Annotated in this window: 25 protein-coding genes; 9 read left to right on the top strand and 16 right to left on the bottom strand. The window is 41.6% G+C overall.

The features are described 5' to 3' along the window. Window positions 1–193 precede the first annotated feature (193 nt). Complete coding sequence (locus tag KPL72_RS06825; protein ID WP_212918039.1) at window positions 194–1,069, top strand: carboxylate/amino acid/amine transporter; 876 nt, start codon at window positions 194–196, stop codon at window positions 1,067–1,069. A 73-nt stretch (window positions 1,070–1,142) separates the two neighbouring features. On the opposite strand, the gene KPL72_RS06830 is transcribed toward KPL72_RS06825, so the two are convergent. Continuing rightward, window positions 1,143–1,862, bottom strand: a complete 720-nt coding sequence (locus KPL72_RS06830; RefSeq protein WP_212918038.1) for a YccT family protein — start codon at window positions 1,860–1,862, stop codon at window positions 1,143–1,145. Window positions 1,863–2,126: 264 nt separating this feature from the next. On the opposite strand from KPL72_RS06830, the gene KPL72_RS06835 reads away from it, so the two are divergent. Then, the gene (locus tag KPL72_RS06835) at window positions 2,127–3,164 is read left to right on the top strand and encodes a GGDEF domain-containing protein (RefSeq protein WP_219702274.1); all 1,038 of its coding nucleotides are present in this window, start codon (window positions 2,127–2,129) and stop codon (window positions 3,162–3,164) included. A 1-nt stretch (window position 3,165) separates the two neighbouring features. On the opposite strand, the gene KPL72_RS06840 is transcribed toward KPL72_RS06835, so the two are convergent. The 8 genes from KPL72_RS06840 to KPL72_RS06875 form a co-directional block, all read right to left on the bottom strand. Further along, window positions 3,166–3,594, bottom strand: a complete 429-nt coding sequence (locus tag KPL72_RS06840) for a GNAT family N-acetyltransferase (protein WP_219702275.1) — start codon at window positions 3,592–3,594, stop codon at window positions 3,166–3,168. 1 nt (window position 3,595) lies between these two features. Then, window positions 3,596–4,075: an MgtC/SapB family protein gene (locus KPL72_RS06845; protein WP_212918035.1), complete on the bottom strand. Its 480-nt coding sequence runs from the start codon at window positions 4,073–4,075 to the stop codon at window positions 3,596–3,598. Window positions 4,076–4,246: 171 nt separating this feature from the next. Next, entirely contained in the window at window positions 4,247–6,238 is a 1,992-nt protein-coding gene (locus tag KPL72_RS06850) for a cache domain-containing protein (protein WP_219702276.1), read from the bottom strand. A gap of 204 nt (window positions 6,239–6,442) precedes the next feature. Next, window positions 6,443–7,861 (bottom strand): esterase-like activity of phytase family protein, encoded by a 1,419-nt coding sequence (locus tag KPL72_RS06855; protein WP_219702277.1) that lies wholly within the window; start codon window positions 7,859–7,861, stop codon window positions 6,443–6,445. Between the two features lie 154 nt (window positions 7,862–8,015). Beyond that, window positions 8,016–8,288, bottom strand: coding sequence for a hypothetical protein (locus KPL72_RS06860; protein WP_212918032.1), 273 nt, complete (start codon window positions 8,286–8,288; stop codon window positions 8,016–8,018). A 119-nt stretch (window positions 8,289–8,407) separates the two neighbouring features. Further along, window positions 8,408–10,225, bottom strand: coding sequence for an ATP-binding protein (locus KPL72_RS06865; protein ID WP_219702278.1), 1,818 nt, complete (start codon window positions 10,223–10,225; stop codon window positions 8,408–8,410). Window positions 10,226–10,413: 188 nt separating this feature from the next. Beyond that, window positions 10,414–12,015 (bottom strand): isocitrate lyase, encoded by a 1,602-nt coding sequence (locus tag KPL72_RS06870; protein WP_219702279.1) that lies wholly within the window; start codon window positions 12,013–12,015, stop codon window positions 10,414–10,416. A gap of 60 nt (window positions 12,016–12,075) precedes the next feature. Beyond that, window positions 12,076–14,247: a malate synthase G gene (locus KPL72_RS06875; protein WP_219702280.1), complete on the bottom strand. Its 2,172-nt coding sequence runs from the start codon at window positions 14,245–14,247 to the stop codon at window positions 12,076–12,078. Window positions 14,248–14,390: 143 nt separating this feature from the next. On the opposite strand from KPL72_RS06875, the gene KPL72_RS06880 reads away from it, so the two are divergent. From KPL72_RS06880 to KPL72_RS06890, 3 genes are all read left to right on the top strand, one after another. Then, entirely contained in the window at window positions 14,391–15,917 is a 1,527-nt protein-coding gene (locus KPL72_RS06880) for a DUF3612 domain-containing protein (protein ID WP_219702281.1), read from the top strand. Between the two features lie 233 nt (window positions 15,918–16,150). Then, entirely contained in the window at window positions 16,151–16,456 is a 306-nt protein-coding gene (locus tag KPL72_RS06885) for a hypothetical protein (protein WP_219702282.1), read from the top strand. Between the two features lies 1 nt (window position 16,457). After that, on the top strand, window positions 16,458–17,057 hold the full coding sequence (locus KPL72_RS06890) for a hypothetical protein (protein WP_219702283.1): 600 nt from the start codon (window positions 16,458–16,460) through the stop codon (window positions 17,055–17,057). A gap of 1 nt (window position 17,058) precedes the next feature. Here the strand turns inward: KPL72_RS06890 and KPL72_RS06895 are convergent, their stop codons facing one another. From KPL72_RS06895 to KPL72_RS06910, 4 genes are all read right to left on the bottom strand, one after another. After that, on the bottom strand, window positions 17,059–17,367 hold the full coding sequence (locus KPL72_RS06895) for a type II toxin-antitoxin system RelE/ParE family toxin (protein WP_219702284.1): 309 nt from the start codon (window positions 17,365–17,367) through the stop codon (window positions 17,059–17,061). After that, on the bottom strand, window positions 17,339–17,587 hold the full coding sequence (locus tag KPL72_RS06900) for a CopG family ribbon-helix-helix protein (protein ID WP_110577332.1): 249 nt from the start codon (window positions 17,585–17,587) through the stop codon (window positions 17,339–17,341). Before KPL72_RS06900 ends, KPL72_RS06895 begins: the two co-directional genes overlap by 29 nt. A 102-nt stretch (window positions 17,588–17,689) precedes the next feature. Next, on the bottom strand, window positions 17,690–17,914 hold the full coding sequence (locus KPL72_RS06905; protein WP_212918025.1) for a DeoR family transcriptional regulator: 225 nt from the start codon (window positions 17,912–17,914) through the stop codon (window positions 17,690–17,692). Between the two features lie 17 nt (window positions 17,915–17,931). Continuing rightward, complete coding sequence (locus KPL72_RS06910; RefSeq protein ID WP_219702285.1) at window positions 17,932–19,098, bottom strand: MFS transporter; 1,167 nt, start codon at window positions 19,096–19,098, stop codon at window positions 17,932–17,934. A gap of 131 nt (window positions 19,099–19,229) precedes the next feature. Here KPL72_RS06910 and KPL72_RS06915 point away from each other — a divergent pair, with 131 nt between their 5' ends. Then, the gene (locus tag KPL72_RS06915) at window positions 19,230–20,174 is read left to right on the top strand and encodes an AraC family transcriptional regulator (protein WP_219702286.1); all 945 of its coding nucleotides are present in this window, start codon (window positions 19,230–19,232) and stop codon (window positions 20,172–20,174) included. 222 nt (window positions 20,175–20,396) lie between these two features. Next, window positions 20,397–21,608 carry a phosphoribosyltransferase family protein gene (locus tag KPL72_RS06920; RefSeq protein ID WP_212918022.1) on the top strand — a complete coding sequence of 404 codons (1,212 nt, stop codon included), beginning with the start codon at window positions 20,397–20,399 and terminating at the stop codon, window positions 21,606–21,608. Window positions 21,609–21,687: 79 nt separating this feature from the next. Here the strand turns inward: KPL72_RS06920 and KPL72_RS06925 are convergent, their stop codons facing one another. Then, window positions 21,688–22,272, bottom strand: coding sequence for a hypothetical protein (locus KPL72_RS06925; protein ID WP_212918021.1), 585 nt, complete (start codon window positions 22,270–22,272; stop codon window positions 21,688–21,690). A gap of 192 nt (window positions 22,273–22,464) precedes the next feature. Further along, entirely contained in the window at window positions 22,465–22,728 is a 264-nt protein-coding gene (locus KPL72_RS06930; protein ID WP_219702287.1) for a DksA/TraR family C4-type zinc finger protein, read from the bottom strand. A gap of 179 nt (window positions 22,729–22,907) precedes the next feature. Here KPL72_RS06930 and KPL72_RS06935 point away from each other — a divergent pair, with 179 nt between their 5' ends. After that, entirely contained in the window at window positions 22,908–24,011 is a 1,104-nt protein-coding gene (locus KPL72_RS06935) for an OmpP1/FadL family transporter (protein WP_219702288.1), read from the top strand. Between the two features lie 28 nt (window positions 24,012–24,039). On the opposite strand, the gene KPL72_RS06940 is transcribed toward KPL72_RS06935, so the two are convergent. After that, a complete protein-coding gene (locus tag KPL72_RS06940; protein ID WP_219702289.1) occupies window positions 24,040–24,675 on the bottom strand; it encodes a LysE family translocator in 636 nt (211 codons plus the stop codon). Window positions 24,676–24,926: 251 nt separating this feature from the next. On the opposite strand from KPL72_RS06940, the gene KPL72_RS06945 reads away from it, so the two are divergent. Beyond that, window positions 24,927–25,511: a HupE/UreJ family protein gene (locus KPL72_RS06945; RefSeq protein WP_212918017.1), complete on the top strand. Its 585-nt coding sequence runs from the start codon at window positions 24,927–24,929 to the stop codon at window positions 25,509–25,511. The last annotated feature ends 82 nt before the right edge of the window (window positions 25,512–25,593 follow it).

Here is a 25,593-nt window from a genome sequence, read left to right on the forward strand (position 1 = left end):
AAGACAGATCAACAAAACGCTGATTATCTGAATAAAATCACTTTCCTCCCAATCTTGCAGATAAAAAGATCCACCAACAAAAGGCACACTATCGACACATTAGTAAACCAATAAAAATAAAAAAGTAAACTGTTTTACCATTCATCTAGAAGTCGGTAAACTTTGCGAAAATTTTCATCTGGAATCAATCAATATGCCAATACTCATTGCGGTCACCCTACTATGGGCTTTTTCGTTTAGCTTGATTGGGGTATATCTTGCAGGTCAGGTCGATGCCTGGTTCTCTGTATTAATGCGTGTCACACTTGCAACAGTGGTTTTCTTACCCTTCTTAAAACTTCGTCAGATTGAGGCGAAAATTGCCTTTAAATTAATGATCTGCGGTGCTTTACAGCTTGGTATTATGTATGGATTTTATTATCAATCCTTCTTGTATCTGTCCGTTCCTGAAGTCCTGCTTTTTACTGTAATGACACCTCTGTATGTCACACTCATTAATGACATGCTTGATCGCCGTCTTAATATCGGCTTTGCCATCAGTGCAATACTAGCGATTCTTGGTGCCGTAGCCATTCGCTACCAAGGAATAGATGAAGGCTTTATTAAGGGGCTATTAATCGTTCAAGGCGCTAATATTTGCTTTGCTTCTGGTCAGGTAGGCTATAAACGTATAATTGCAAAAGAACGTCCAGACCTACCTCAACGCACTGTCTTTGGTTGGTTCTTCCTTGGCGCATTAGCGGTTGTTATTCCATGTTACCTAGCACTAGGAAATCCAGATAAGCTGCCAACAACAACGCTGCAATGGTCTATTTTGACTTACCTAGGTGTGATTGCATCGGGCTTAGGTTACTTTGCTTGGAATAAAGGCGCGACCATGGTGAATATTGGTACATTGGCTGTGGCTAATAACCTGCTAATCCCTGCTGGCATATTAGTCAATGTGATTTTCTGGAATCGAGATGCAGATATTTTACGCTTAAGCATTGGCGGCGGCATTATATTATTAGCACTTTGGGTTAATGATAAATTCAATCAAAAGTTTGCTAAGACCCAAGCAACCGCTTAAGAAATATTTAATAGATCAAAAAAACGCTCAACTAATATTGAGCGTTTTTTTTGATCAGACAATTAGGTATATTCTATTCAACAAGCCAAGCCTGAAAGGCTTTTTTCGCTTCTCTGTCTGCTTTGTTGAACCAAAACTGAGACATTTCTAACTGAATATTTGACACCGTTGGTTTGTACATATCATCAGCAATCCAAATACGCATTTCTTTTCGCGTTGCTTCATCGGATCGGTTATACCAAAACTGCATCATTTCTAATGCAACATCTTCCGTCAGTACAATCGGAGCAGCAGCAGGCCCATCACTTGGAGCAGGAGCATTCTTTGCTGTTAAACGCTCAATTTCTGTCACGTAATCGCGGGTATTTTGAAAACCAGATTTAGTCGTCAAAACTTGTTGTTGATAATTAATTTCTTTGCCACTCTTTTCATCAACAATCGTAAACTGAGGATCCTTAGCATTCGCCTCTGCTTGCTTTTGAGTCGATATGTAAGGCGCTTTTAAGGTGAAATGGGTATCTTTTTCAAACTGTAGATCCAGAACAACCGGCTCAGATTGAAACACTTGAGTATCACCGCCACTGCGAAACAAATTATTAAAACGTACAACAATTTGATGCTGACCCTCATCAATATCTACTTTAAAATCATTACCAAATTGCCTCGCCCCTTCAAGGTCAACATACATAATTTCAAAAGTTCTTGGTACTTCAAAAGTTGCCGCAGCAGCAGGCAAAGCCGCTAAACCACACCACAAAGCACCAAATGCCATTAAACGATTCTTTACCTTCATTAAATACTCCTTACAACACATAACAACATAGCGAATGAATCTAGCATATAGTTGTGCTTTATTTGCTTGGTTTACTCTACTTTGAAGCCACTTACTAGATTTTGTCTTTTTTCGTTGCTAAAAAGAGACAAAAATATAGAGACTTAATTGAAAAAGAATCGAATAACCATCTCGCTCTAGAGTAAAGTTGGCGACTGGAAACCATGAACACCTTCTCTCTAAACTCTTTTACTTATATCTAAAAAAGGACAGTGGCACAAAACTATGCCAGACAATACACAACATCAGCTGAGCCATAAACTCATATTGCGCATAGTGGAACTATCAATTTTAACCTTACTTATTGATCTAACCTTACGCCCCTTGCTTGTTCAACTCCCAATCTACTTTACTTGGATTGGCCTGTTAGATTTAGCAATAGTGACAAGTCTCTATATTATTGTTCGTTTTAACATTTTTCCCACACTAGAGATCATATTGTCTCTACTCGTAGCCATCATCATTATCACTCCTTCATTTGCCCTTTCCGGTGGCGTAAATAGCCAAGTAGCCTATCTATTACCTCTTTACCCGATTATGGCGGCTCTTATTGGAGGCTATCGGGAGTCTTTAATTGTCACTATCATTTTAGCGATAGGTATCATATTAGCGACTATTTTCAGTCAGCATATTACTGACTTAACGGGGGCGATGTATTCCGAACAAAAATCAATAGACCGAGGTTTTTGGTTAACAACGTCTATCATTTTTAGTGGCGTTTTTGGTCGCTTTTTCTTAAAAAGATATACTGAACTTACGCAACAACTAAAAAATGAAAACATCCAAGACCCCTTAACAGGACTATTCAACAGAAGAGGCTTAAACTTACATTTCAGCAAAGAATTAGACAGTGCAGACGCCAGCTCATCCTCTTTAAGCCTGATACTTATTGATATTGATTACTTTAAAAAAATAAACGATATGTATGGGCATGACATTGGCGATATCTGTTTGATAGAAATAGCCAGCAATCTTTCACAAGCCATAAGAAAGAACGACATTCTTGCTCGCTTTGGTGGAGAGGAATTTATCATTATTTTGCCAAATACGACAAAAAGTGAAGCCGCGAGTATCGCAGAAAAATTAAGAGTCCTTATTTCTAAACAAAAATTCAGTAGCCTTAATTTAGTACTGACCATTACTCAAGGCTTGACTGAATACAACAAAGACAATGATAACGCGCTAAAAATGATCAAACGCGCAGACAAAGCCCTCTATAGAGGTAAAGATAAAGGGCGAAATTGTGTAGAGCAGTCTGAATAGACTATCCCTTATAAATGTCAGGCTGCCATTTTTGCATAAAGGTTGCTGGCGAACTTAACGGTGTGTAACCAAACTGTTGATATAAGCCATGAGCATCTTTGGTCGCTAATAAGATTCTTCGCAATCCCTGCAGTGATGGATGGTCATGAACTTCCTGCATCAGCCACTTTGATAAGCCTTTGCCTCGATGTACTTCATCAATAAACACATCCGCTAAATACGCAAAGGTTGCTTGGTCCGTTATCATCCTAGCAAATCCAACTTGCTTCCCTTCTGCCGAGAAAACACCAAAGCACAGCGAGTTATCCAGTGCTTTTTTTAACGTTTCTTTAGGTATGCCTTCTGCCCAATACGTGTTTGATATGTAACTATGAATAGCATCAAACTCCATTTCTTCACGATCACAACTAACCCGATAACCTGACACCATTTTAATCTCTCTTACGCCAACGACTGTATTTAGAATGTACTCCACGGGTAAAAGCGGACGAATACTCCTCAAGAATATCCACACCATATAAAATAGCGACCACAATAATCGACAGCTTTATCGCCACATAAGAACCGATAATAGCAATACAAACACCAATTGCAGCAAGCGTCCAGATTGTCGCAGCAGAAGTAACACCAATAACAGCACCATCCTTAGACAACATCACGCCAGCACCAAGAAAGCCAATTCCGGTAATCACCTGACCAATAATTCGTGATGGATCCGTCGTCTCAGCAGCAACAAACATCGATGAGGCAATAAACACATAAGTACCTAACACGATTAACGCTGAGGTTCTGATCCCTACTGGCTTACCTCTTAGCTGTCGTTCTAAACCAACAATGACACCACAAAAAATAGCAGTAGCAACCGAGCTCCAACTAAAGGGAGTAATTGAAAATAATGACTCTAAATTCATACAATATTTCTTAGGACAAACGCCATAACTAGAAGAATAAAACCTTCTTATTAAGGTACTCAATTTTTAATATTAGTACAGTGATTAATCAGCGATTTAGTTAGAAAAATAAGAAGGAGAAATGAAATAAACCATGAACGTCTTCCATGACATCATGTTGATATATTCACACTAACAAGGAACAAGCACCCAAGAAATGACCGTATTCTCATAACCATCTTGGCATTTGTATTCACGATATCCGTTCGATCTCGCAGCGCCAATAAGATACACCTGATCATCCATCCTAATGGCCGTAGCAGTACTACCATCTCGGTGCAACTCAGTCATATTAACCGTAGGAAAAAAGACACTACCAATAGCATGAGCATCTGATGAACTCGCAATAACTAAGCCTTTTTCTGTGGTAAACAAAGCTTTAGTGCCTGCTTTAATAACGCCATTGTCACTTGGCAAAATATCCTTAAGAATGGCATGAAACTCCACAGTAGAATCAAATACGACACCAATGCCACCAATCACTTCATTGTTTTTTTGTGAACTACGAATGGCCGCATTATAAATGTAAGTATAAGCGCCATCATAGCAATCGAAAGGTAAAAATGGCGACACACTATAAGCGTAGATATCTTGCATGTGAAACACGGCCTGACCACCAGAATTGGACTCGATATGCTGCCCAACTCGATGCTGACAAGCATCATCTGAAAACGCAATATAACGCCCGTTCTGATCATAAACGTATAACGTGTGATACACCGTATACAAAGAATGAATTTTTACTAACGTCTGGCGAATACTTTTTTTATCGACATCGGGAGCAGATAATGCCGTTTGTAGCGAAGTGCTCAACCCCCACCAGCGACAATCATTTGCACGTTCGTACAGGTTACGATCCATAATGTCTACGGCCAAACTGGCTTGCAATCGTATCGCGTTCAATTGGCCGGATATAATGGTAGAAAATAAAGAATCGATGGAGTTTGCAAACACATTGTCTATATCTCGACCAATTTTTTTGATCGCTTCTAATACTGGCATAAACTCTACAGCATCTTTGCGAGCCGCCGTAATAATACCATTCAATACAATCAACTCTAAATCATCATTGATAGAGATAGACCGATGACGGATATCAAACAAATCAGCTGAAATAAGCCCAGCAAGATCAGCAATTAAGGTTTGATGATCCTGTGTATCGCTTACCCCTCGATCCATATTTTCTAATGCCAATAACGATCCCATATGCCAATTTTCAGGCCCCGTATAACCTTGATAAGGCTGACCTTTGGTCGTCACTTGAACCCTGTCTTTATGGTGAACCGACACCACTTTTGGCGAAGCGCTTAAAGATAGATGAGTCGGACAAAACTGTTGGTAACTTTGTGGAGCAAACAGCACATTTCCCGCGCTATTTAAGAGCAAAAAATGATTCTCTTCCTGTTCGAATAAAAGATGATTGGTAATTTCTTCTAGTTCATTTTGGAAACGAAAACACAAGATAATAACCCCAACAACACGTCCTTCATCGATTACCGCATTGGCGTACAAGAGATTTGGCTGGGAACCTGCCATCAAATCTGTTTGCCCGAAATACTCTACATAATGTTCTGGATCTTTAATCGCTTGCCGAATTAACTCATCCTGTACTTTGCCACCTCGAGAAGGCTGGCTCAGCTGAAAGATCAACTCACCATCAGGCGTTACTAATAATGCATCTTGATAGACAGAATAAATATCAACATAAGCTTGTAGGCGCTGCCTTAAAAACACGCTATCGCCTTCATTTCTATCGCTATTTTTAAAAAACTGGACAACATCACGATCTGTAGCCAAAAAGCCAATATCCGCGGTTCGCTCAAAAAGATTACGAATCAACACATCAATAGCCATCTGACAACGGGACAAATCTTGCATAACGACCTTTCGTGCATGCTCGTTTGTCAGGCTTTCAATCAAGCGTTTTTGAAGAAGATGGAACTGCCCCAAGGTATTATCCATGTCTTCTAAAATCGTCGAAGCGACTTCAAAGCTATTAATCTTGCCAATTAAGGCTATTTTTTCCCACCAAGTACTCAGCGATTTTAATGTTTGATCGTATCGATCAATTCCTTTTATAAAACGTTTAATCGATGATTGATTTTTAGAAAGGAACACGTCCACTACAAATATCCTAGAAAGCATTAAAGATCGCCATAAACAGCAATTAGCCTGCCAAATTCGATATAACTAAGAAAAAATAAAATAATAGTGAATCATGCATAATAAAGACCAAGAAAATAGATAATGACGCTAATTATTTTAGATATAAAAAAAGGAATGCTCTTTAGCATTCCTTTATAAAACGGTTCAAATAATGGCTAAAAATCAATCGCCCATCAAATCCGCTTTAATTATGTAGAGTCGATTTGAATCAATGGTGTTTTTATCAAGATGCTTTTGCTCCAATTTGCCGTTGGTCGCCCAAGTAGCGAAATCATCGTCATTCAATACACCAAGGTGATCCTGATCAATCACCCACAAACCTTCCATTTTATCGTGCGGATAAGCAACCGCTTTTACCATATCTACCACTAATGTTTTGTTAACTGGTTTAATTCCCTTTTCTGCTAACGCTTCCCAGCCATTTTTAATAGTGAACTGCTCTAACGTTAAGCCATCAATCATTAACCCATGGCTCTCATCACGAGTGATAGAAGAGGACAAAGCGACATTAGAAAGCGGCGTTCCTGTGCTTAAATCGATACGGTAAACATGCTTTTGAGCGCTCGGTTTAGCTTTAGATTCGCCATCAGGGCCGCCTAGCAAAAAAGCGCCATCTCGCTCGATAACCAAAAACTTATTCGCCGTTAAAGTGGATATTTCAGAATTAGAGTTTTCATTTTTTTCTTGGCGATACAAATACTGCTCAGTTTTACCTGTGCTTAAGTTCACTGTGACAATACGCGTCAAATCACTTTTTTGCGCCGCTTTATCAGGGTTCTGCAACGTTGATTGCATAATACCTACCAAGGTAGATTCATCTGGTGTGATAGCTAAACCTTCCATACCTCGGTTAGCACGACGATGCTGGAATACAGCAGGAAGATGATAAATATCACGGCTGTCCTCCTTAAAGGCATTAATGCGACCAATTTCAACACCATTACTGTCAAAGTGGACAATATGTGGGCCATATTCATCACTCACCCAAAAAGTCCCGTCTTTCAGAGCGACTAAACCTTCACCATCTAAACCGTAATCATCTAATTTAATTGGATTAGTTGCTTTGTCATAAGGCTTATTATCATTCATTAAAACAGGCTGGCCATTTGAATGATAAGGCGTCTCCCCTGTGCCTCCTAACGCAGAAGTATTTGGTAATCCTGTAATCAAACTGCCTTCTGGACGTTTCAGTAAAATACTTTTCACCATCGAAACCTTACCATCAACAGAGACTTCGAATAAACCAATACGCGGAGTATAAGACGCCACAGGGAAGCTCTTACCTTTACCATATTCACCACTGTAATCAGCATTCGGCCCACGGTCTGTTAGAGCATAAAACTGGTTAGCTTGATTTGGATTCGACGTCATAGCAGAACCAAAACCACCATTACGAATTTCAAATGGCTGATTCGTTTTGTTATCAATCAGATCGTCACGCAATATGGAATGCGGTAACTCGCTACCTTGCTTTGGGAAGTTATCTGCAAAACGAGATGTCGGCGTTATCAATGAATTATTTGCACAACCAGACAACACGCCAACTGAAACCAAAGTTGCTAACCAAATTTTACCTGTCATTTTCCACTCCTTTTGTGAAATCGCACATCAGTGCATTTTATAATTCTCACTTCAGGGTAAAGGCTTGCCATGACGGTTTGATGAACAGGCATTAAAAAGCCCGAGCATTGGCTATCAATGACTCAGGCTTAAAAGAGTATTCTTTTTGATGTAATTATTGACTCAATGGACCAGTCGGGCCACCACCACGATGATCCCCTCCTGAGTAAACATCAGCGTCTTCTTTGACTGCATTTTTACCAGTATCATCCTTCTTAACAGGCTCAACTTTAGCAGCACTGGCCGTTCCCGTCAGCGGCCCTGTTGGACCTCCGCCACGATGATCACCACCGTGATAACCATCATTCGAAAATAACGAGCACGCAGCTAAACTTCCCAAAAAAACGCTAACCACCAGCCCTTTCAGTATTTGATTTACAACTTTCACACAGATACTCCGCTCAATCTTATTGGATTATGCTAGGTAGTTTATCAATGAAAGGCAAAGCTAGTATCCAAAAAATGAGGATGTCTATAAAAGACAAAAAATGGGCCTTGTATCATTTTTCAGGTTTGTTGATTGATTATCCCACCACTTCGAACCTTGTTAATCACTGACTCTAAATCTTCAAACAAAAAAGGTTTACTGATAAAAGTATTCATACCTGACTCAAGGCATTTTCGTTTAATATCTTCTTCTACATGAGCCGTCAGTGCAACGATTGGCACTTGATTTAAACCTTTGTCTTTCTCAATTTTTCGGATAGCGATGGCAGCTGAAAAACCATCCATTTCTGGCATATTACAATCCATAAAAATCACATCGTAGCGCTGTGAGCTATTGAATCTATCCAGAGCGATTAAGCCATTCTCAGCCAAATCAACAGAACAGCCTAACTTTAAGAAGAATTGCTCGCAGATCATTTGATTTACTTTATTATCTTCTACCAACAAGACATGTAAATCAGGTTGGACCTTAGGACTTAGGCTAGACCTTTCCGGCAACTTAGTTGATTCCTTAGGGCTCACTTCAAAAGCACGAGCAAACGGAAGAGCAACGGTAAACTGACTCCCAGTGCCAACGTCACTTTCAATCGAGATAGTCCCTCCCATGAGATCAACTAAACGCTTAGTAATACTTAGCCCAAGCCCAGTCCCTCGAATGTTAGGGTGAAACTGACTGACTTGATAAAACTGCTCAAAAATCTGTTGCTGATCCTCAGGCGCAATACCAATGCCAGTATCTCGAATAGTAAAAGACATCAGTACGGGATCCATGCCATCTTTTTTAGGGCAAGATACTTCTACAGAGATTTGGCCTTCTTCCGTAAATTTAAAGGCATTTCCGATCAGGTTATATAAAATCTGATGAAGTCGGTAAGGGTCACCTTGCACTAACTCTGGAATATCACTGGTAGAGCAAGTTAGCTTTATGGGCTTTTTCTCAAACTGAGGGGCAAGCAATAACATCACTTCATTGACGACATTACGTGGGCTGAATGCGATTTTTTCTAACTCCAACTGCTCTGCGTTAATCTTAGAGTAATCTAGAATATTATTAATTATATGCATCAAGGTTCGGCCAGCATTATTGATTACTGTCACTTGCTGCTGCTGCTTTTCGTTGAGATCTCCCATTGCCAGTAATTGAGCCATACCAAGCACTCCATTCATTGGCGTTCGTATTTCATGTGTCATCGCGGATAAAAAATCGGCTTTAGCTTGCCCTGCCAATTCGGCGGCTATTTTTGCTTTCTCTAGTTCCTCAGCTTGCTCTGAAAGCTTTAAATTATCATTAAGTGCCTGCCAATAAGCGCGATTCTGTTGTTTTCCTGTGACTAAGATAAACAGGCCATAACCAAGAATTAAGCCAACAACAATCAAGTTTCCTGGCTCATTGAGAAAAAAGCCAGCAGCCAAGGCAAAAGGCCAACAAATCAGCAACCAGTAACTGCGCATTGTTTTATAAGAAGGTGCCAATACAGTAATACCACCAATACTGATGCCTGCCGCAGCCATCATATTAATAGTCACTGCCAAGTCGACAATCGGATTAACGTAAAAAAGCCAAGCAGAACCACTTACCCACACAATTGCAGAAGAATTGTAAATAAAAGCATAACGGGAGAAATAGGACGGGTAGTCAATTTCGTGTGAGGAAAACACTTTGAAAAATAAAAACAAACGATAAAGCTGAAGCAGTAAAAAACAACCAGAGAAAAAGCCAATAATAACTAGGTGTTCACGAGCCGTTGCTGAACTAAAAACAGCCGCCCAAAATGCAAGTAGATAGAAGATTCCGCCATACCTAGAACGTTTAGCTAAATCTTTTAAGCTAATGTCATTGACTTGCTTATCACCCAGCGCATAACGTGAATTATTCAATAAGGCTCTCAGATTCAATGGTCGTTAAAAATTTTAAATACTTCAGCAAAGAAATACAGATTGATTAGATAGTAGAACATTTCGATTATATTGAAAACCGACTAGTAGCGCCTTAATAAGCGCTTTACGAAAAAAGGCCAGCAGGGGGAAAACTGCTGGCCTTTGTTATCAATACACTCTGATTTCAATCAGACTGCAAATTGATTCATGGTGTTATCTTTGCCAGACGCTTTCAGCGCCTGCTCACCAGAGAAGTACTCTTTATGATCATCACCAATGTTTGAACCGGACATATATTGGTGTTTCACGCAGGCCAAACCTTGGCGAATTTCTTTACGCTGTACTTCTCTTACGTAACCCAACATGCCAAGTTCACCGAAGTAGTCTTTCGCTAAATTGTCCGTAGACAAGGCGGCCGTATGGTATGTCGGCAAGGTAATCAAATGATGGAAAATCCCTGCTTGTGCCGCTGCATCTTTTTGGAAGCTACGAATACGCTCATCTGCTTCGTCTGCCAACACACTACCATCGTAATCTTGAGACATTAGTTTCTCGCGTTGGTATTCGCTAACGTCTTTACCTTCAGCCAACCAAGCATCAAACACTTGCTGACGGAAGTTCAATGTCCAGTTAAAAGACGGGCTGTTGTTGTAAACCAATTTCGCGTTTGGTATGACGTCACGAATACGATTCACAATGGCAGAAATTTGACCGATGTGTGGTTTTTCAGTTTCGATCCACAATAGATCCGCGCCATTTTGCAAAGACGTAATACAATCCAATACCACACGATCTTCACCTGTATTGGGTTTAAAGCGCACCAAACCATTGGCTAAACGAGTTGGCTTAATCAAACGCTCCCCCATTTTGATCGCCATATCGCCAGACTTCATTTGCGCAAGTGACGTTACTTCTTCGCCATCAATAAACGCATTGTATTGTTCCGCCAAGTCGCCAGCCGTTTGTGATACTGGGATCTTTTGCGTTAAACCCGCGCCCAAAGAGTCAGTACGAGCTACGATCACGCCATTGTCCACGCCCAACTCCAAGAAGGCATAACGCACCGCGTTAATTTTCGCTAAGAAGTCTTCATGCGGCACGGTTACCTTGCCATCTTGGTGACCACATTGTTTAGCATCTGATACCTGGTTTTCAATTTGAATACAGCAAGCCCCCGCTTCGATCATTTTTTTCGCTAGCAAGTAGGTTGCTTCTTCGTTACCGAAGCCCGCGTCAATATCGGCAATAATCGGCACAACGTGGGTTTCAAAGTTATCCACTTTTTGCTGTGCCGCTTGCTCACGCACTTGATCTCCAGCGGCTCTCGCTTCATCCATTTCTTTGAAAAGATGCTGTAACTCACGGGCATCCGCTTGTTTTAAGAAGGTATAAAGCTCCTCTATCAAAGCTGGCACGGAGGTTTTCTCATGCATAGACTGGTCTGGTAATGGACCAAATTCAGAACGCATGGCCGCAACCATCCAGCCTGACAAGTACAAGTAGCGGCTGCGCGTGGTGCCAAAATGCTTCTTAATAGAAATCATTTTTTGTTGGCCTATAAAGCCGTGCCAGCAACCTAAAGACTGAGTGTAGTTCGCTGGGTCTTTGTCGTAGCTCGCCATGTCTTCGCGCATGATCTTAGCTGTGTATTTGGCGATGTCTAACCCTGTATTGAAACGGTTTTGCAATTGCATTCTAACCACAGATTCTGGGTTCATCGCGGCCCAAGTTGGACCTTGTGAATGAATCGTTTGGCTAGCTTGTTGCGTTTTATTTTTGTAAGTATGCATGGTATTTCTCGCTCTTTAGGTTGTTTAAATGGGTACAAACTCTTAACAATTAATTCGTTTTCAATGCGTATCCTTCACCTGTATTCGGTAGGCATGTAACAAGGGCTCTGTATAACCGTTAGGTTGAATGGCACCTTTGAAGATCAAATCCTGCGCGGCTTTGAAAGCGACGCTATTGGCATTATTCGCCATCGGACGATATCCCTCGGTGGCTTTATTTTGTTCATCTACCACCAATGCCATGCGTTGCATCACCTCATCAATTTGTTCTTTGCTACAGATTCCATGCAGTAACCAATTAGCCAAGTGCTGACTGGAAATTCGCAAAGTGGCACGGTCTTCCATCAAGCCCACATTGTTAATATCAGGAACTTTTGAACAACCAACGCCCGCTTCTACCCAGCGCACCACATAACCGAGTAACCCTTGAACATTGTTTTCGATTTCATGTTCAATCACTTGCTGCGACAAAGTAAGGTTGCTTGGAATCGTTGGGATAGTTAATAAATCCGTTAGATTCGCTTTTGGGCGATGTTTAATACGCTCCTGCACTTCAAACACATTCACTTGGTGATAGTGCAAAGCATGCAGTGTGGCCGCTGTTGGTGATGGCACCCAAGCCGTATTTGCGCCAGCTTTTGGGTGGGCAATTTTGGCTGCCATCATGGCCGCCATTTCATCCGGCATCGCCCACATTCCCTTGCCGATTTGTGCTTTGCCTGGCAAACCACATTGCAATCCAATGTCTACATTGCGATTTTCATAAGCCTGAATCCAAGGCTGGTTTTTAATCTGATCTTTTGGCAAGAAAGCACCCGCTTGCATACTGGTGTGAATTTCATCACCAGTCCGATCCAGAAACCCCGTATTGATGAAGAAGACTCTTGATTGCGCCTGACGAATACACTCTTTCAGGTTCAAGGTCGTGCGACGTTCTTCGTCCATAATGCCGATCTTGATGGTGTTTTCTGGCAAGCTAAGCATCTGCTCTACTCGACCAAACAACTCACAGCTAAACGCCACTTCTTCTGGTCCGTGCATCTTTGGTTTGACGATATAAATGCTACCAGTACGGCTATTGCGCATGCCTTGAGTACGCTGTAAATCCAGCGCACCAATCAAGCTTGTTACTACCGCATCAATGATGCCTTCCGGTACAAAGTTACCTAGCTCGTCTTGCATCAAGTCACATTCCATCAAGTGACCCACGTTGCGTACCAACAATAATGAACGCCCATGTAGACGGTATTCCTGATTGTCTAAGTCCGTAAAAATACGGTCTGGGTTCATGCGGCGCGTTTGCATTTGCCCGTCTTTTTCGAAGCTGGCTTCCAGCGTGCCTTGCATCAGTCCTAACCAGTTGCGGTACACTTCAATTTTGTCTTCCGCATCCACCGCTGCCACAGAGTCTTCACAATCAATAATGGTGCTTAATGCCGACTCAATTAGAATGTCATTGATATTGGCTGGGTCTTTCGCACCGTTTTTACCGTTACGATCAAACTGGATTTCTACGTGCAGTCCATTGTTTTTCAGTAAAATGGCTTCTGGTTCACTGCGTTGGCCATTTACCGCCACCAGCTGACAAGGCTGCTTCAAACCGGTTTGATGACCATCTTGGAAAAAGGCCAACAAATGGTGGTAATAAACAACATAGCTGACCACGTCTTTATGGGAACCAGACTCCAGCGGAAACACTTCGTCCAAAAAGTCTTTGGCTTTGGCAATCACCGCTTCGCCACGAGCTGGGTTGTAGCCTTTGCTTGTCTCAAGACCCTGTGTTTTCGCGATGACATCCGTACCGTAAAAAGCATCATACAAACTGCCCCAACGCGCATTGGCGGCATTCAACGCAAAGCGTGCGTTCTTTACTGGCACAACCAATTGAGGTCCAGCCAAGTGAGCGATTTCTTCATCGACATTCGCCGTAGTGATAGTGAAATCTTCGCCCTCTTTGACCAAGTAACCAATCTCACGCAGGAAGGCTTCATAGGCATTTATGTCCATGGCTTGGCCTTTTCGAGCTATATGCCATTGGTCAATTTGTTGTTGCATATGGTCACGAGTTGCCAATAGTTGGCGGTTAATCGGTGACAGATCAGCAATCAGCTGTTCAAGATCGCGCCAGAATTTTGTCGGTTCGATAGCGTGAAGTGGCAGCACTTCTTCATTGATGAAGTGGCAAAACCCTGGATGAATCACACTGTTATTTTTAGCTTGGGGCATATTCATCTCACTTTCCTTCTTTCTCATATCACTCTGATTCTTAGGGTTAGCAATTCGTTTGATCTCTCTTACGATTGCTTGATTTATAGTCTATGCCCTACTAAGATAAAATTTCACAATAAGAATTACACAGTGTAAATTTTACAAAAATGAAAAATAAAAATAGCCTCAATCGCAAAGCCCATTTTTTGGGTACTAAGATCCGCAACCTGCGTAAACGCAACCGTTTGACGATGGAAGACCTGTCGGCGCGATGCATAAAAGTCGACGCAGAATCGGCCCCATCAGTGTCTTATTTATCCATGATAGAAAGGGGGAAACGCATCCCCAGTGAAGACGTATTGGAAGTCATCGCCAGCGTTTTTCAAAAAGATGTCGAATGGTTTTTAGACGATATTCCGGAAGAAGAAGCCATCACTCCAACGAAAGGATCTGGTGGTGGCATTAATGGTATGGCGTTAGAGCCAAACTTTTTGTTCTCCAAAGAAATACTACAAATCGCCATTCCGGAAATGCTTTCGCAAACGGGTACCAGCGGTCGTCAATTTGCGCATTTGTTGATTCGCGCCCACCAAGAGCATCATCAAAATCATTTCCCTGATTTAGAACGCGCGGCTGAAGAAGTGGGACTCAAGCGCTTGCCATTGAGCCTTGATGAGATTGTCGCCATCACCAAGCAAATGGGTTTGCAGATCAAGTGGTTTAGAAAAACACCCTTAGCGGTGTTACAAGAAATGGGCATTAGTGAAAGCCATGTGGTGACATCTTTCTTTGATCCACCAAGTACGATTTACATCAACCAAATCATGAAAGCCCAGCCACAAAGGTTAAAATACAATCTTGCTGTGCATATTGGTCACACGGTTTTACACGATAAAGACGGAATGAAAAACGTCTTGGTCACAGGGCGAAATGAGATATCACCCTTACAAGCGCAGAATGCGAAAATACAATCATCAGGTATGGATGCTCAGGATATTTTGTACGCTTGGCGAGACTTCGAATGCAGCTTCTTTGCTGGGGCTTTGCTTTGTCCAAAAGTACCGTTTCGACAAATGCTGGATCGTAATGGCTACGAAATTAATACTGCACAATTAGCAGGTGTTTCTGAATCCGTCACCATGCGCCGCATGACCGCAGCGTCGCCTTATCCCCATTGGCACTATTTTGATGCTTATGCACCGGGCAAACTCAAAGCCGTGTATCGAGGTAATGGTATTCCACTACCTTGGGGCAATATGAGCATGGTGGAAGACCCTTGTCAGCACTGGTCTGTATTTCGCAAAATCAGTGAACCAAGTACTGGCACCTCTGCACAAATATCGATTCTTAATGTCGGTGATGAGCCAAGAATTTACGCGTGTGAATCGGTAAAAGTCCAAGACCTCGCTGGCAACAACCACGTACTTTGCTCCGGCATAGACCTGAATCCCGCCATTGATGCCCAAGGCAAAGACGCCCTCTCCATCGCGGCAGATCTACGGGAAGCTTGCGTCACCAAAGGCGGTTCATCACAGATCCCGAGAAGCATCAAAAAAGACCTCATGAGCGTGGCAAAAATTCTCAATATCAATTGGGTAGAACGGGGCATAGACAACGATGCTCGGTTGATTTGCTCCCGCGGCGCCGTCTGCCCAAGGAAACCGAGTTGTTATCAACAATGCGAGGGGCGTTAGTTAGTTTGTTTGTTTAAGGAGAGTTGATCAGTGGAAGCCAAGCCGTGTGGTGTTTTGCTTGCGTCACTGACGTCGTCAGCGCAAAACACTACACGGCTAACTTCTACTTATGTTTTTTTTATCGTCTCGGTTTTTGGTGATAGTTTGAACTAAAATAAAGATAACGGATTGAAAAGTACGAATAATGACGTATAATAAAAAAGTACGATTTATTTCGTACAGAAGGAGTAGTGATGGGTTTCAAGGATGTGAAATCACAAGTGATAACTTGCTTAGAAAATGGCTCATACGACCATGAAGTGAGAGAAAAAATTGATGTCAAAAACCTTTTCCAGTGCGGTCAGTTAACCGATGATGAGGTTATTGAGCTGATACGCCATACTCGCGGCAACGAATATGAATCCAGCCCTCACCATCAAGCACCTACTATTGATGTACATGTATTAAAGCCATTCAAGAATGGTGAACGATGGTATATAAAATTTTACTTTATCGAGCCCGATGCCATGTTTATCAGTGTTCACGAAAGCGGAGTGTAAAATGAAGATAGTTAAAGAAGGTGATTCAAGACAGGTCATTTGTCCAGAATGTGGTTTAACACACGCGACTTATCAGCTTCGAGATGTCAGTTTTAATGATGATTCAGGCATGGTGAAAAATATCTTGGCGGCGGTGTGTAATCACTGTAATACAGTAGTTAGCCTCCCAAAACAATCCACCGCGAAAGTGCGTGCCGAGTACAATAAAATCAAAACGCCAATCGATGTGCGTTTGCCTGCTCACTTTTTAGATATTCTAAATATAGCGACGCAAAAAATAGACGCCAGCTTGGGAGACAGCTTTAATAAAGCCTTGGTTTTGTACTATCTTCACGCCTTAAGTTCCAATCGATTCTCTCAAAAGGACTTAGGCTTGCTGTTAACATCCGACCTTGCCAAGGCAAAAGCCTCAAAGCGCTTTTCAGTTAAGCTTAATGAAAAGAGTATTAACGAAATCAAATCCTTAATGGCATCGCAAAAACTGAAAAATAACACGGAAGTCTTTAAAAGTCTGATACTTAGAATCAATGAGGACATCGTTCAGCCTAAACAGCCTAAACATCTAGCTGAATTACAAAACTTCGCAGCGGCTTTTGCATGAGCTATTGTTCACTCATTGGCCAATGCTGCGATTCATGAAGAATACGTAAGATTTCTAGGCAATTTACAGACAAATTTTCTCGATAAACGACGACAACAGGTAAGCCTGCAATCACAAGTTCTCGTGTGTTTTTCACTCTGCCATAGCGTCCAGCTCTCGGGTGTTCAGACAGAATAAGATGTACGTTATCAATGACTTTCATCACCACATCAATGGCAACGATTTGGCTATTATCCTCAGCGATGTAAGCTTCAATTTTTTCTAAATCAAGTTCGGCTAAATCAGTCCATTTGAGCAGCACGCTTTGCATCCCATTTCGCTTTAATATCCGAGTGGTCGATCAATTTCCCTTTGTCCGCTGACTCAATGCCTTTTTCCACTTCATGGATAAACCAATCTTCACGGGCAACGTATTGTTTAATAGCTTCCGCCATTAGCCATGCACGAGGCCTATCCATTGCTTCAGCCATTTGGCCGACACGTTGCAGTGTCTCTTCGTCTAGTCTGACGGAGGTTGCTTTTAAAGACATTGAAATTCTCCGAGGTTCTCTAAGAATCTAAATCATAGTTCATTCATGTTTCTTTGTCTTCATGACTCTTAAAATTTGACGATGAATAAGACAAGATAATAACTACTTTTCTTCTAGCTCCGAACACGCTTCTACAGCAACAGCCCCAGCGTCAATACGTTTTAACAAACCCGCTTTTTCTAGATAAATCATGTCGTTGTAAATGATGTTATCCGACACATTAAATCGCTGCTTTAACGTCTCAGAGAATACTTTTCCATCCAGTGCTAACAACAACAGTATGGTTTGTTGTCGCTGAATGCTTTTCCTATTCGCGAAGCTCATCATTACGTCGCTCTTAGTTATTAACGTAAGGAAGTGTTGCTGTAACGTCGTAATCGCTCAGTCGTCACTAATATAATGACGGAAAGAAAGACTAATATCACCGGCAATGAGGCGAAAGTGAAGACCGTTGCGGCACCACCTAGCACAGGCGGAACTATCATAATTCCTATATAAGCAGAGGCCATAGATAAGCCTATAATGGTTTGTGATGCAGCCGAGCCAAAGCGTTTTGGGGTCATTTGAAGGGTATTAGGAAAGATGGGGGCGCAACCGAGCCCAATCAATATCAAGCCCATTTTTGCAAGTCCATCAAAGAACGGCAGAGCCAGTAATATACAACCCAATAAGATAATGAACACGCCTGCTCGTATTAGAGCTTCTTCGGTAATTTTTTCAGCAATGGCGCCACAGGCAAACCGCCCAGCCGTAATCCCCAAATAATACATAGCGACCCAGAATGCGGCATCGGCAGCCAAAACGTCTCTTTGTGTCGTGAGATAACTTGCCGCCCACAATCCAGTACTCATTTCTATTGAGCAATAGCAAAAGAACGCCGCCATTTGCAATGGAACACCTTTTATTTTCAAGGCGGTCGCATTCGACACTAGCCCCCCACCAGTGTCATTACTTTCTAAAGATTTAACAACAAACTTCTTCCACAGTGGCAGGGAGGAAAAGAGTAAAATAACGAGCAACAATTGCACTACAGCAATTGTTGCATAACCATCACGCCAGCCTTCACTGAGAGTCAGGTAATTCGCCATTAATAGTGGACCTGCCGTCGCCCCCACGCCCCAGAATGAATGCAAGTAATTCATGTGTTTAGCTTTGTAATGCAAAGCCACGAAGTTGTTTAATGCAGCATCCACAGCCCCTGCCCCAAGACCCAAAGGAATAGCCAAAAATACAAGCGCTAGAGCCACATTGGACATACTAAAACCAAGTAATGCGATGGCTGTCAGCAAAACACTGATTGCGACGACTTTTCCAATCCCAAAACAGTTAATTGCTTTTGTCACATAAAGACTAGAAAGAACGGTACCAGCACTAATAATGAGAGAAATGACACCCGCAAATTCCATTGAGGCATTTAAGTCGCTCCTCATTACTGGCCACGATGACCCAAGTACAGCATCAGGTAATCCTAAACTGATAAAAGCGATATAAATAATAAAAAGCAATAGCATGACAATCTTGACCTATATATGATTTTTTAAAACAATACTGCCTAATTGATTTTGAATATAGATATATACTTCCTTAAAATATAACGATTCTATCGAAACAACGTCGCCAAACAAATTTACTAAGTGATGCCATGCAAATTTATAAAATTGAAACAGAAAAAAATGGCAAAGAACTGACTACCCACGGTAGCCATGACTTTCCCTGTGGATCTTATGACGAACGTTTTTCCCATTTTGTTGGTGGCGAAGTTCCATGGCATTGGCACGATGAAATTGAAGTTGTATTGGTTATCGAAGGAGCTACTAAGGTCGAGTGTCTCAATACCAGCGACATTGTAAGAACAGGAGAAATCATCTTTATCAACGCGAACACTCTACACAAGCTAACAAACCATGGAACTGAAGATTGCCGTATACTCAATGTGGTATTCAGCCCAAAAATACTCGGTGGTGGCGATTTTGGCCTCATCTATAAAAAGCACGTACTTCCGGTTATTAATAACAAAGAACTCATGTTCTATAAATTCTCTACAGATGAAACCTGGCACCAACAAGTCATCAATGAATTAGCGAGTGCTTTTAAGGTATGGGATGCGAAACGCTCTGATCGCGAGTTCTATATGAATATAGCCTTAATGAAATTTTGGCATATTTTCTGTACGAATCATCACGACATCACCTCTTCAAAGAATGCCTCGAGAACGAATGAAAGAAGAGTACAAACTTTACTCAATTTTGTTCATGACCATTATGATGAACGCATTTCCATTGCCGATATCAGCCAAGCAGCAAGCATTAGTGAAAGTGAGTGCTATCGTATATTTCGTAATGCGTTGGGCTGCTCTCCTAACAGCTATTTATTGAATTATCGGCTAAGACAATCAGCGCTATTGTTAACCGGAACTAGCCGACAAATCGCTGACATTGCCTACGCAAGTGGATTCAACTGCTCCGCCTATTTTTCCAAAAAATTTAAACAGAGCTTTGATGTCACCCCAATGCAATTCCGCAAAAATTACAGTGTTACTTTGGATCATCCAGTAGCTAACCATTTACAAGAAACAAAAACGAAATAATGTTTCTTGTAAAAAAGCACATATCAGAAATCAAACATAAATGAGAATAGTTATTACCCCCCGACAACACACTGAAGATTACCTCTCATTTTTGGCTAAAGAAAAAGCAGGACTCCATTAGATCGACATAAAAATGCCTTTTTCCTCAATCAGCCCTATCGAAATACGCCCACAAGTATTAAAATCAGCGCAAATTCCCCTACCCTTAGTTAAGGAAACCTCATGACTTTGTCGACCAGTCAGTCAACTAATGTCGTAGTTGTTAGTAACTCTTCTGATAATCCCTTTGCTATTGATGTTGCCTATGCAATGGGCCAGCACGAAGACATCGCTGATCTGATCAGTATGAAGCAATTCATGAACTCTGAATTTTGCCCTCGTTTTATTTCTGACGAAGCAGATTTTGAAAACATTGGCCGCAAACTTAAGGGTAAAGCTGTCATCATCGTAAGTACTGGCAGTCATGTAAAAAGCCGCCAAGAACTAGCCATGTCAAATCTAATAATTGCCCGTGCGGCGAAAGAAAACGGTGCAGATCGCGTCATCTTGGTTGAGCCTGATTTATTTTACAGCGCACAAGACCGTGGCCCTCACCAAAGCCTAGGCGAAACCAGTTTTGAACGTGATATCCAAGACGTTAAAAAATTCGATGGCCAGCCTTTCACTGCTAAGCTTTATGCTCAGCTATTAAAGCTTTCTGGTGTGGATACTGTGATGACAATTCACAACCACTCAGATTCTGTGCAAAAGATGTTTACCGAAGTGTTTGAAGGCGACTTCCATAACTTAATCCCTTATGAGATTTACGCCCACTACTTGTTGAATTCAAACATTCTTAACTACGGCGAAGACGGCGAAGGACTTGTTCTCTGTGCACCAGACAAAGGCGCACGCGATTTCGTTAAAGAGATGTTCAAAACTCTAGGTCTAAGCAAAGCAAAATTCATCATGCTTGATAAAGACCGCACCGCTGAACGCAAAGTAGAAATCACTCTACACAAAGAAAGCGAACACACATTCGACGGACTAGATGGAGCTAGTATTGTATTGTTCGACGATATGGTTCGTACTGGCTCTACTGTTGTGAAATCTTGCCAATTCTTACAGCAAATCAATCCTGAACGTATGGTGTTTGCGGTATCGCATTTTTATGCCAGCGATGAAGGTCGTGAGCGTATGGCACATCCAGCGATTGGTGAAATTTTAACGCTAAATACCTTACCAACGATTTTAAACCGTGATGAGCAAGGTCGCTTACGTAAGAAAATGGTCGTGCTAAAAGTAGAGAAATGGCTTGCTCAAGAGCTCTGTAACATTCTTGATCTGCCACAAACTCACGAGCCAAATCCTTACAAGATCGATATGTCTTCTAAAAACCCACGATTTAAACGCAAAATTTGGTTCAGTGAAGAGCTATCTGAACTAAAAAGTTAATATTCAGCTGCTTCTAAGTTAGCTAATAAAAATGCCGCGATCACGCGGCATTTTTGTTTCTTGTGTTCAATAATATTTCTTAGGCACGAAACGCCAGCAAGAGGATATCTTTGATTTTACGATCTATTTCTACTTGTGCCGTTTCAAAATCGGCTCTTTCTACCTTGTACAAGAAAGGCTGAACAGCGCGTAGTTTCTTGATTGCTTGTGGATCTTCAGCCAGCAAGACGGCAACATAAGAAAAAGCATCATAGTAAGAAAAAGCCTGTTCTTTGAGCGCATTTAAGTAAGAGTCGACTGACTCTTCTCCAAACACTTGCTTAATCGCCGTAACAGCACCAAACACAGCAACACCTTCACACAAAGCTGACGTTGTCGCACCGTCATAACCAACCGGATATTGACCACGTACAATCTCTTGGATGATATCCGCTAACAGCATAACATCATTACTGAATACTCTAGCTGGCATGTGAATTTTATAGCGATAAGGTTCATCAGCGTGCTCAAAGACCGCGCTTGGTTTGGCTATATCATCCCAAACTTCAAAGCCATCAAATTTGGCCTCGATAACGGCTTCGCCAAATAGAAACTCGACCGCTGGTAACCAAGCCGCGCGTAGTTTTTCTAATTTATTTACTTCTGTTGAGTAAGTGTCTGCCACAACCTCATCCTTATTTATTCTGAAAGAAACAGAGCATCAGACTCGAGGTCAAAACACCCTTATAGATAGACGAAACGATATCATATTGAGGAAGATCAAGCAGACAAAATTCAACGATAAATACGCAGATTCAGTGAATAGCATTAGCATTTAGATCAATGAAACAAGGGAAAACAGCTAACGTATCTTATCTTATCTTAGCTGGCTATCTTTACTGTCGGCACGATTATACAAAGCAGAGCGGCCTTTCTTCTCTTGCTCGGACTGACATTGAATGCACAAACGCACTCCTTGAATGGCTTTGCGCCGAGGTTCAGGAATCACAGTGTCGCACTCTTCACAATGGGTCAAGCTCTCGCCTTTTGGCATACTGTTTTTTGCACGCTCTATTTCAGAGTCAACCGTTGCGTCTATTTGATCTTGAACTGCGCCATCTTGCGCCCAACCGCTCGCCATAATAGTTAAGCCTCAAACTTTATAAATAACTGATTTATCATTTAGTAATTTTTTGTAATTACTTTATTATTGGCCGCCATAAAAGGCACTCTAAATATGTTTTATTTGCGTTACGTGACTTTTACAACATCATTTTATAAGTCTAGTCGGCAAGGAGCCAATAACAGGTAAAAAATCTAATGAATAAATCACTCATTTTGGCCACTCTTTGTACGATTAGTACCACAAAAATATATGCCGGCGGCATGGATCTATCAAGACAATCTATCGCTCCCCTGTTCGAGAAAGGAACGTATATTGAATTAAGCGCCTATACCCTTGATCCAGAAGTATCAGGAAAACTAACGGACTCAATCCAATCAGGAAACGTGGCGAAAAAAAGTTATTTCTTCGGTGGAGCCTATAAACAAGATTTTTCTAACTCGACTTCAATGGCCATTATTATCGATCAACCTTTTGGTGCAGATATTCGCTACCCTTCTAGCTCAACTTATCCCCTTTCTAGAACCAGTGCTTCTGTCGACACTACAGCCATCAACGGAATTATTCGCTATAAAATAAATACACCTTTTTCAGTCTACGGCGGACTAAGAAATATCACATCAAGCGGTGAAGTTACCGTGAATCAGCCATCGAATAATCTACTCTACACAATGAAAACGGACACTCAGAACGATTGGGGTTATCTATTTGGCGCTGCTTATGAAATCCCAGATATAGCTCTTCGGATCTCGTTAACCTATAACTCAGCAATAAAGGTGGATTTTAATAGCCAAGAAAATATTGTCAGTTCATCTTTTGCGAAGAAGACTTCGTTTAATGTCGATATGCCTAAATCATTAAACTTTGACTTTCAAACGGGTATTACGCAATCCACTCTTCTGATGTTTGCTGCACGTTGGGTCGAATGGGAAAAGACAAAAATCACACCCGAGCTTTTCACTCAGTTCGTTAATGCCGGAAATAACCTCGTTGGCTATAAAGAAAACACTATCACCTACTCTCTCGGGCTTGGTCAGAAGCTAACAGATACACTTACAGGATTGCTCGCCGTCGCGTATGAAAAGCCGTCAGGCAATGTCGTGAGTAATCTGTCACCAACCGATGGCTATACTTCATTAACTGCTGGACTAAAATATCAAGCAACACAAAACACAGCCATTACGACAGGTATATCTTATACATGGATTGGCGAAGCTAAGACCAATCTAGCAGGAAATGAAGTAACGTTCGAAGATAACCACAGCGTGAATTTTGGAGTGAAGCTCTCTCATCATTTTTAATACCTTAAAGCGAGATAGCAAAAAAGCTTTATCGATTACTCAACAATATTCCGCCACCCATGGTGATAAACAAGCCGCCCGTTAGTTTGGTGATTTTGGCTTCCATGTTTTTTAACGAAAAACGTTTTCCTAAACGAGCAATGCCAAAAGCATAGCCCATATGTACGCTGGTCACGATAGCACAGATAGTAACAAACATGACCGAAAACTGTTGGTACGCTGGCGACTCTAGGGTTAAAAACTGCGGTAAGAAGGCAGACAAAAATATTAATGTTTTTGGATTACTTGCTGAGACCAAGAATGCTTCTCCAAACAGCGAAAGTCCGGTTTTAGTCGACTTAGTTACGGCTGTATTATCTATAGCGTCAAAGGTTGATTTCTTTTTTGATCGTAGCGCTTTAATTCCAAGGTAAATCAAATAACTTCCGCCAATTATTTTCATCACCAGAAACCAGACTGGTAACGCTTGTAAGAGTGCACCAACGCCCAAGGCAACCAAACAAACAATCAAAAATTGGCAGGTCAAATTGCCAAAAATAGTAATAAAGGCAGATTTCCAACCGAATTGAATGCTATTTTTAAGCACTAACAACACGTTCGGCCCCGGTGACAACGTGGTCACTAAGTAAGCCAAGAAAAACAAAGTCCATAAATGGAAAGTCATAGGTTACCTCTAAATAAGTGCAGCATTGATTGTCTAAATTTAGTATAAAATAGATTGTTAATCTAAGTAGAAGGTTAATTTACCACCATATTTTGTTAGAAGCTGAATATTTCGTTACCTATTGGCAACATCATTCAATTTACCCTCTCTGTGGGTATGTTAGAATTCACGATTCCAGCCGCAAGAGCGGTGGTTTAGGGAAGACTATTTTATAAGGTCTTTTATTTATATATTTTTTTGGAGACAACACCATGCGTTTATCTACGCTTAAAATGGGATTAGCTGCACTTGTTGCCGTAATACCAGCTCTTGCATCCGCTCACCCAGGACATGAACACACAACAAGTTTTATGACTGGCTTTATGCACCCAATGGGTGGTTTAGATCATTTATTAGCTATGTTAGCCATTGGCCTTTGGGCCGCTAGCCTTGGCGGTCGTGCTTTGTGGGCTGTGCCTACAGCTTTTGTCGGCACTATGCTGGCTGGTGGCGCTTTGGCTGTTGCTGGTGTGCAAGTTCCTTTCATCGAACAAGGTATTGTCTTGTCCGTTATTCTGATGGGGGCTTTGCTTGTTGGTGCTGCCCGTTTCCCTGTTGCCGTTTGTGCTGGCATTGCTGGACTGTTTGCTTTATTCCACGGTGCGGCACACGGTTTAGAAATGCCGTTAAATGCTAACGGTGCAGAATACGCATTGGGCTTTGCTGCAGCAACCGCACTTTTGCATGTTGCAGGTATCGGTTTTGGTATGGCGGTTGCTCGCTTCCAAGCGCCTATTGTGACTCGCGTAACAGGCAGTTTAATTGCCATTGCTGGACTATTTCTAGCGCTAGCATAAGAGCGTAGACCACAACTAAAGCCACGGTTTTTTAAATCAAAAAACCGTGGCTTTTTATTTTTTACGTTATTTTTCTACTTGC

Origin of the sequence: Marinomonas lutimaris (assembly GCF_019426345.1) — a bacterium.
Lineage (GTDB): Bacteria > Pseudomonadota > Gammaproteobacteria > Pseudomonadales > Marinomonadaceae > Marinomonas > Marinomonas lutimaris.

Coding starts and splice junctions, on each gene's coding strand:
- KPL72_RS06840 (WP_219702275.1), bottom strand. CDS start 3,594: ATGGTGTCAGGTTATCGGGTTAGTTGTGATCGTGAAGAAATGGAGTTT.
- KPL72_RS06910 (WP_219702285.1), bottom strand. CDS start 19,098: ATGCTATTGCTTTTTATTATTTATATCGCTTTTATCAGTTTAGGATTA.
- KPL72_RS06900 (WP_110577332.1), bottom strand. CDS start 17,587: ATGTCTTTAAAAGCAACCTCCGTCAGACTAGACGAAGAGACACTGCAA.
- KPL72_RS06885 (WP_219702282.1), top strand. CDS start 16,151: ATGGGTTTCAAGGATGTGAAATCACAAGTGATAACTTGCTTAGAAAAT.
- KPL72_RS06855 (WP_219702277.1), bottom strand. CDS start 7,861: ATGACAGGTAAAATTTGGTTAGCAACTTTGGTTTCAGTTGGCGTGTTG.
- KPL72_RS06845 (WP_212918035.1), bottom strand. CDS start 4,075: ATGAATTTAGAGTCATTATTTTCAATTACTCCCTTTAGTTGGAGCTCG.
- KPL72_RS06895 (WP_219702284.1), bottom strand. CDS start 17,367: ATGCAAAGCGTGCTGCTCAAATGGACTGATTTAGCCGAACTTGATTTA.
- KPL72_RS06940 (WP_219702289.1), bottom strand. CDS start 24,675: ATGACTTTCCATTTATGGACTTTGTTTTTCTTGGCTTACTTAGTGACC.
- KPL72_RS06945 (WP_212918017.1), top strand. CDS start 24,927: ATGCGTTTATCTACGCTTAAAATGGGATTAGCTGCACTTGTTGCCGTA.
- KPL72_RS06880 (WP_219702281.1), top strand. CDS start 14,391: ATGAAAAATAAAAATAGCCTCAATCGCAAAGCCCATTTTTTGGGTACT.
- KPL72_RS06835 (WP_219702274.1), top strand. CDS start 2,127: ATGCCAGACAATACACAACATCAGCTGAGCCATAAACTCATATTGCGC.
- KPL72_RS06905 (WP_212918025.1), bottom strand. CDS start 17,914: ATGATGAGCTTCGCGAATAGGAAAAGCATTCAGCGACAACAAACCATA.
- KPL72_RS06915 (WP_219702286.1), top strand. CDS start 19,230: ATGCAAATTTATAAAATTGAAACAGAAAAAAATGGCAAAGAACTGACT.
- KPL72_RS06930 (WP_219702287.1), bottom strand. CDS start 22,728: ATGGCGAGCGGTTGGGCGCAAGATGGCGCAGTTCAAGATCAAATAGAC.
- KPL72_RS06825 (WP_212918039.1), top strand. CDS start 194: ATGCCAATACTCATTGCGGTCACCCTACTATGGGCTTTTTCGTTTAGC.
- KPL72_RS06870 (WP_219702279.1), bottom strand. CDS start 12,015: ATGCATACTTACAAAAATAAAACGCAACAAGCTAGCCAAACGATTCAT.
- KPL72_RS06830 (WP_212918038.1), bottom strand. CDS start 1,862: ATGAAGGTAAAGAATCGTTTAATGGCATTTGGTGCTTTGTGGTGTGGT.
- KPL72_RS06920 (WP_212918022.1), top strand. CDS start 20,397: ATGACTTTGTCGACCAGTCAGTCAACTAATGTCGTAGTTGTTAGTAAC.
- KPL72_RS06875 (WP_219702280.1), bottom strand. CDS start 14,247: ATGAATATGCCCCAAGCTAAAAATAACAGTGTGATTCATCCAGGGTTT.
- KPL72_RS06890 (WP_219702283.1), top strand. CDS start 16,458: ATGAAGATAGTTAAAGAAGGTGATTCAAGACAGGTCATTTGTCCAGAA.
- KPL72_RS06935 (WP_219702288.1), top strand. CDS start 22,908: ATGAATAAATCACTCATTTTGGCCACTCTTTGTACGATTAGTACCACA.